This is a genomic window from Pseudomonas sp. 67(2021), assembly GCF_017491835.1.
GTDB classification, from domain to species: domain Bacteria; phylum Pseudomonadota; class Gammaproteobacteria; order Pseudomonadales; family Pseudomonadaceae; genus Aquipseudomonas; species Aquipseudomonas atacamensis.
This window is the reverse complement of the sequence record NZ_JAFGYL010000132.1, coordinates 1-229: the sequence shown is the minus strand read 5'-3', so window position 1 is coordinate 229 and position 229 is coordinate 1. Positions and strand designations below refer to the sequence as shown.

General features: G+C 59.4%; 1 pseudogene. It reads right to left on the bottom strand.

Annotation, left to right across the window (positions count from 1 at the left end):
• Nucleotides 1-229: pseudogene (locus J5M66_RS26860) on the bottom strand (hypothetical protein); the annotation flags it as partial.

Genomic DNA, 229 nt, shown 5'->3' with positions numbered 1-229 from the left:
AATCCCGGCGACACGCAAAATCCACTGTGGGAGCGAGCCTGCTCGCGAAGACGTCGGCACATTCAACATCTTCATCGCCTGACCCAACGCATTCGCGAGCAGGCTCGCTCCCACAGGTTTTCGCGGCGTGTGCCAAATCCCGGCGACACGCAAAATCCACTGTGGGAGCGAGCCTGCTCGCGAAGACGTCGGCACATTCAACATCTTCATCGCCTGACCCAACGCATTC